The sequence below is a fragment of the Klebsiella sp. JB_Kp042 genome (assembly GCF_040065275.1).
Classification (GTDB): Bacteria; Pseudomonadota; Gammaproteobacteria; order Enterobacterales; family Enterobacteriaceae; genus Klebsiella; species Klebsiella quasipneumoniae.
Genome location: NZ_JBEAJL010000051.1, coordinates 1 through 5,332, shown reverse-complemented (window position 1 = coordinate 5,332; position 5,332 = coordinate 1). Strand labels below are relative to the sequence as shown.

The 5,332-nt window shown below is 53.0% G+C and carries 6 protein-coding genes; 3 read left to right on the top strand and 3 right to left on the bottom strand.

The genetic code is table 11. From position 1 onward, the window contains the following. Together ABLV54_RS12795 and fhuF are read left to right on the top strand one after the other, a co-directional pair. On the top strand, positions 1–534 hold a 534-nt coding region (locus ABLV54_RS12795), incomplete at its 5' end, for a GGDEF domain-containing protein (RefSeq protein ID WP_348814171.1). Between the two features lie 106 nt (positions 535–640). Continuing rightward, a complete protein-coding gene (gene fhuF, locus ABLV54_RS12790) occupies positions 641–1,429 on the top strand; it encodes a siderophore-iron reductase FhuF (RefSeq protein WP_050534035.1) in 789 nt (262 codons plus the stop codon). A 50-nt stretch (positions 1,430–1,479) separates the two neighbouring features. Here fhuF and ABLV54_RS12785 read toward each other — a convergent pair whose 3' ends face one another. Then, positions 1,480–2,823 (bottom strand): PTS cellobiose transporter subunit IIC, encoded by a 1,344-nt coding sequence (locus tag ABLV54_RS12785; protein ID WP_002887650.1) that lies wholly within the window; start codon positions 2,821–2,823, stop codon positions 1,480–1,482. Positions 2,824–3,156: 333 nt separating this feature from the next. Between ABLV54_RS12785 and ABLV54_RS12780 the strand changes: the two genes are divergently transcribed. Further along, positions 3,157–3,615, top strand: coding sequence for a YbaK/EbsC family protein (locus ABLV54_RS12780; protein ID WP_023291881.1), 459 nt, complete (start codon positions 3,157–3,159; stop codon positions 3,613–3,615). 5 nt (positions 3,616–3,620) lie between these two features. On the opposite strand, the gene bglJ is transcribed toward ABLV54_RS12780, so the two are convergent. Both bglJ and ABLV54_RS12770 read right to left on the bottom strand, forming a co-directional pair. After that, positions 3,621–4,295 carry a DNA-binding transcriptional activator BglJ gene (gene bglJ / locus ABLV54_RS12775; RefSeq protein WP_032454790.1) on the bottom strand — a complete coding sequence of 225 codons (675 nt, stop codon included), beginning with the start codon at positions 4,293–4,295 and terminating at the stop codon, positions 3,621–3,623. Then, entirely contained in the window at positions 4,256–4,978 is a 723-nt protein-coding gene (locus tag ABLV54_RS12770; RefSeq protein WP_050534064.1) for a LuxR C-terminal-related transcriptional regulator, read from the bottom strand. The genes bglJ and ABLV54_RS12770 overlap by 40 nt, the downstream gene beginning before the upstream one ends. Positions 4,979–5,332 lie beyond the last annotated feature (354 nt).

Here is a 5,332-nt window from a genome sequence, read left to right as displayed (position 1 = left end):
AGTCATCGGGCACTATCTGAACATAAAACACTATCAGTAAATTGGAGTCATTACCTGCTGGATCCTCTGACCGGTTTGTATAACCGCCGCGGACTGCAGAATCGCCTCGATACCCTGCTGGCGCTGGACGGCGACAACCACTTCGTGCTGCTCCTCGATATCGATCATTTCAAAGCCTATAACGATCACTATGGTCATATGATGGGCGACCAGGCGCTCATTCGCGTCTCTGCTGCTATTCGCAACGCCGTACGCTCGCGCGATATTGTCGCCCGCTTTGGCGGAGAGGAGTTTATGGTGCTGCTGACCAACAGCAGCGAAGAAACGGCCTGGCAGGCTGCCGAACGTATTCGGCAGCGGGTCTATGACCTGAAAATCCCGCATATGTTTAATGAAAGCGTCGCCACCAACGTGACCATCAGTATTGGCCTGACGCCGCTCATTGATGACAATATTGAGCAAGCGCTGGCGCGCGCCGACGGCGCACTCTATGACGCTAAGAATAAAGGCCGCAACATTATTCTGGCCAGTTAACCTGCGCGCGCCGCGGCATCGTGGCGCCGACAAAATTCTTGCCATGCCGCCTGCAAACAACTAATATCAGGAATCATTATCATTTAGATTTGTATCTGGAAATCGAATGGCCTGGCGTTCCCTTCCTCTCAGCGATGAACTTATCTGGCGGGCCCCTTTGCCGACGGCTGAGCGCGCCCTGGCGGAGAGTATTCGGGAAAAAATCGCCAGCCTTCGCCCCCATCTGCTCGATTTCCTGCGCCTGGATGAATCCGCTCCAGGGCACGCTTTGACGCTTGCCGAGTGGTCGCGACCCACCGCCTTACGCTCCCTGCTGGCCACTTATTCCGATCATATCTATCGTCATCAGCCAACGCTGACACGGGAAGCAAAACCTCTGCTCTCGCTCTGGGCGCAATGGTATATCGGTCTGCTGGTGCCGCCGCTGATGCTGGCGTTGCTCAATGAACCACAGGGTCTCAGCCTGGCGCCGGAACATTTCCACGTCGAATTTCACGAAAGCGGCAGGGCGGCCTGTTTCTGGATTGATGTCCATAGCGATGCCGGTATTGAGAGACTGTCACCGCTGTCGCGAATGGATGCCCTGGTGACGCTCACCCTGCAGCCGGTTATTGAGGCGCTGGAAGCCACGGGCGAGATCAATGGCAAACTTATCTGGAGCAATACTGGCTATCTGATTAACTGGTATCTTGGGGAAATGCGCGCGCTGTTGGGGGATGAGCAGCTTGCCGCCCTGCGCCAGCACTGTTTCTTCGAAAAACAACTCGCCGATGGTCAGGATAACCCACTATGGCGAACGGTTGTGCTGCGTGAAGGACAGTTAGTCCGACGCACCTGCTGCCAGCGCTATCGCCTGCCGGACGTCCAACAGTGCGGCGACTGCACGTTAAAATAACGCCCTGTCTACAATAAGCAACGGGCGGCCTGTGGCCGCCCGGTCACTATTTATGCGGTCTGCTGACTCTCCTGCTCCGCCCGCTCAGCCTCTTCCGCTTCCTGAGCAAGCAGCTGCTTCTCATACACCTTAAAGAACGGGAAGTAGATAATCGCCGACACGCAGGCCAGAACGATGACCAGAATCGCCGCCCGGAAATCCCAGCCCAGCGCCCAGGCACCGCCAATCGGCGCCGGCGCCGTCCACGGTACCACGGAGATGACGCGGCCAATCAGATCCAGCTTCATTGCCGCCCAGGCCAACACCGCATTCACCATCGGCGCCAGCAGGAACGGAATAAAGAACACCGGGTTCATGACGATAGGCGTCCCAAAGATGACCGGCTCGTTAATGTTAAACAGGCTTGGCACCACGCTTAAACGCCCAATGGAGCGCAAATGCGCTGAGCGGCTGCGCAGATAGCAGAACACCAGCCCCATGGTGGCACCGGAACCTCCGACCACGATAAAGAAGGTCCAGAACGCCTCCATAAAAATATGCGGCAGAGGCGCGCCCTGGGCCAGCGCCTGCTGGTTCATACCGAGGTTGGTCAGCCAGAACATCTGCAGCATCCCGGAAACGATCGCCGCACCGTGGATCCCGGCAAACCACAGCAGGTGGCCGATGAGGACCGCCAGCAGGATCGCCGGCAGGGAATCGGCTGCCGAAACCAGCGGTTTGAAAATTGCCATAATGGCCTGCGGGATCAGCATGTCAAAATGGTGCTGAATAAACAGGCTCAGCGGATAGAGCGTCAGCACAACCACCAGCACCGGGATCAACAGATCAAAGGAATTTTTGATCATCGGTGGGACCTGATCCGGTAGACGGATACCGATATTATGCGCCTTGAGAAAACGCATCATCTCCACACAGTAGATCGCCACCAGAATGGCGGTAAAGATCCCTGTTCCGCCGAGGCTATCCACCGGCAGTGTGCCATTCGTCTTCGGCGCGGCAATCAGTAAAAAGGCCATGATCGACAGCATCGCGCACATAAAGGGATCGAGCTGATTGGATTTCTCGTAGTGCTTACCGAGGTTGTAAGAGATTGCCGCGCAGATGTAGATCGACATGATCCCCATCGTCATATCAAAGGGGGTCAGAATGCGCCCCTCAAACTCTTTTGCCAGATCCAGCCAGGCGCGGGCAAAACCCCAGGTGGTATCCGGGGAGAAAGGAGGATAAGCAAACACCAGCAGGAACGATCCGACGATCATAAACGGCATCGCGGAGATAAAACCGTCACGGATAGCCATGACGTGACGCTGCGATGAGATCCGCCCTGCTATGGGGCTTATGTAATTTTCTACAAAGCGAAATATCAAATTAAACGCAGCATGGTTAGCAGACATAGTAGCCCTCCTGACAGGCTATTGATACTGGCCCAACAACGATTACCCTGCCGTTACGATGACCGCTTATTGATGCAGCACGCCGCGGGTGGATTACCGGCTATACTGCCCATAACACAACGATTCATACACGGCTCTTTTGTTATAAATAAAAGGAGAAGTGACTGTTCCAGTATTCATCTCAATGCAGATAACCGCAACCGGTTACTGTAACCGGTTACGGTGAATGTGAAGGAGATCGACAAAATAGAAAGAATCTGGATTGTCCGCGCTGATATTTACACTCCGCCAGGCTTGTGACAGATTTAACCAGCCTTAAATCAGGAGAATCCAATGAGTCTGCAGTCTGTACGGCAGTTTTTTGCCGAACACGCCCCCGATATCGAAATTATTGAGTTAAACCAGAGTACCGCCACTGTGGCGCTTGCCGCTGCCGCGCACAACGTTGAGCCGGGACAAATAGCCAAAACGCTGTCGCTCAAGATCAAAGATAAGATTGTATTGATCGTCGCCAGGGGCGATGCGCGGCTGGATAATAAAAAGCTGAAAGAGACCTTTGGCGCTAAAGCGCGTATGTTGAGCAGCGACGAGGTGGTAACCTGGACCGGCCATCCGGTTGGCGGCGTGTGCCCGTTTGGTCTGGAAAATCCGTTGGCCGTCTTCTGTGACGTCTCGCTCAGGCACTATCAGGAGGTGCTACCCGCAGCGGGAGCTATTCACAGCGCCGTTCGCATTGAACCAGAACGAATGGCGCAGCTCACCGATGCAACATGGGTAGACGTATGCATATAGCCGCGTTATGCCACCTGTTTAACGGCGCTGGTCGGGCCGCTTATCGGTAAATGCAGCAAGATATCCGCCGCGTTTAATAATCCAATGTCAGAGCGAACCCCGAGCTTGGTCATGGCGTTGAATTTATGCGCGCGGATGGTTTTAATGTTCCGGTTCAGCTGCACCGCAATTTCCGCAAGCGAATATCCCCACGACATATACCGAAGAATGGCGTGCTCCGTTGGGCTTAGCGGATCGTTGCATGCCTCTCTGCCGCAAAAGTGCTCTTTGCCGGCGAGGGAATGATTATCCAGCAGCTGTAACAAATGCTCCTGCAATCCGCGTCGCGGCGCGGATTTATTTAATATACCCTGCAGGCAGGCCGGCATTAAATGGCCGATCAGACGCATTTCGCTTTCATTATTAGCCAGAATAATCGTTTGTACTTCCGGTCGGATCCTCGCCATTTCGTGAAGAAAAAGCAGGCTCTCGGCTCTGGACGAACGACTCCCCGAAAGTGAAAAGATGATTGCTGACCATGGGAACGACGTTTCCACCGCCCTGAGCAAATTGATATTTTTAAAAAAATGAATGCGGTATTGGCTGCTCTCTTCACGGCTAAAGGTATAGCGCCAGGCCATTTCCGTCATCACACATTTTTCTACGATGGCGACATGACGGGTTGTGCTATTTTTTTCCATTCCATTTGTTCCCCGTAAGCTGAATTGATATTCAGCTCTTGCATTCCCTGCGCACTGTTGATCCAGGCATACATTTCAGCGTTGCTGCGTAGCGATAAACGACGCATTGCGCTATTTTTCTGCGCGCTAATCGTCTTATTACTCTTTTTCAACAGCGCGGCGATCTGGTTAATTCCCCATCCCTTCGCCAGAAGGCGCAGAACTTTCCGCTCTGACAGGGTCAGCATCGCCGCTGAGTGGTAGCTAGCGAAATCGCTGTCCACATCCCCGGTAAACAACGTACGGCTAATCTGCTCAGCCGCACGGCTACCGGCGCAAATCACCTCAATCAGCCGGTCAACCGGCTCGCTCTCGGAGATCAGCGAGCTTTCGGGACGAATTAAAAGCTCAACGGCTAATGGATAGAGGCTGTCGCCGACCATAAAAACCCAGTGAATATCTCGATACTGGGTCATGAGGGAGTAATAACGCTCGCAGACGGCCCGGGGGTGCGCAATCTCGCCGGAGATATCCGCAACGACCAGCACCGCTCGCCGCAGTTGTAATAGGGTGAGCTTATCATGAGTGCGACAAAAACTGAGTTCGTAATCCGGGAGGTTCTCATTGAAGATCACCTTTAACCCTGACTGCATGACGGGGATTTTACTAATAACGACGCCAAACTTACCTTGTCCTGGTAACATAACACCTCCGCTTCCTGTCGAAGTTTCTTCGCTTGCCCGCAAACGATCGGCGAGTGACTCGATCGCCATACCATTTACTGGATGAATATTAAAAGCATATTCATGGCCCGCGTACACGATATACTGCATGACCGAACCGTGGTCATATCAAGTAAATATTATTCCTGTGTATACTTGCGATGAATATTAGCACAGACGCCCTGCGCTAATAAATTAGAAAAGATAAAACCATTATTTAGCAAAAATAATTTCAGGCATGAACATTATGAAGCATTCTCTTTAATTGCCTCTCTAAATGCTTTAGGGAAGGTGCGAATAAGCAGGTCATTTCTTCCCAAGCTGACTCGCTGATTA

Excerpts from the sequence above, each read along its gene's own strand:
- fhuF (WP_050534035.1), top strand. The coding sequence starts at position 641 with ATGGCCTGGCGTTCCCTTCCTCTCAGCGATGAACTTATCTGGCGGGCC.
- ABLV54_RS12785 (WP_002887650.1), bottom strand. The coding sequence starts at position 2,823 with ATGTCTGCTAACCATGCTGCGTTTAATTTGATATTTCGCTTTGTAGAA.
- ABLV54_RS12780 (WP_023291881.1), top strand. The coding sequence starts at position 3,157 with ATGAGTCTGCAGTCTGTACGGCAGTTTTTTGCCGAACACGCCCCCGAT.
- bglJ (WP_032454790.1), bottom strand. The coding sequence starts at position 4,295 with ATGGAAAAAAATAGCACAACCCGTCATGTCGCCATCGTAGAAAAATGT.
- ABLV54_RS12770 (WP_050534064.1), bottom strand. The coding sequence starts at position 4,978 with ATGTTACCAGGACAAGGTAAGTTTGGCGTCGTTATTAGTAAAATCCCC.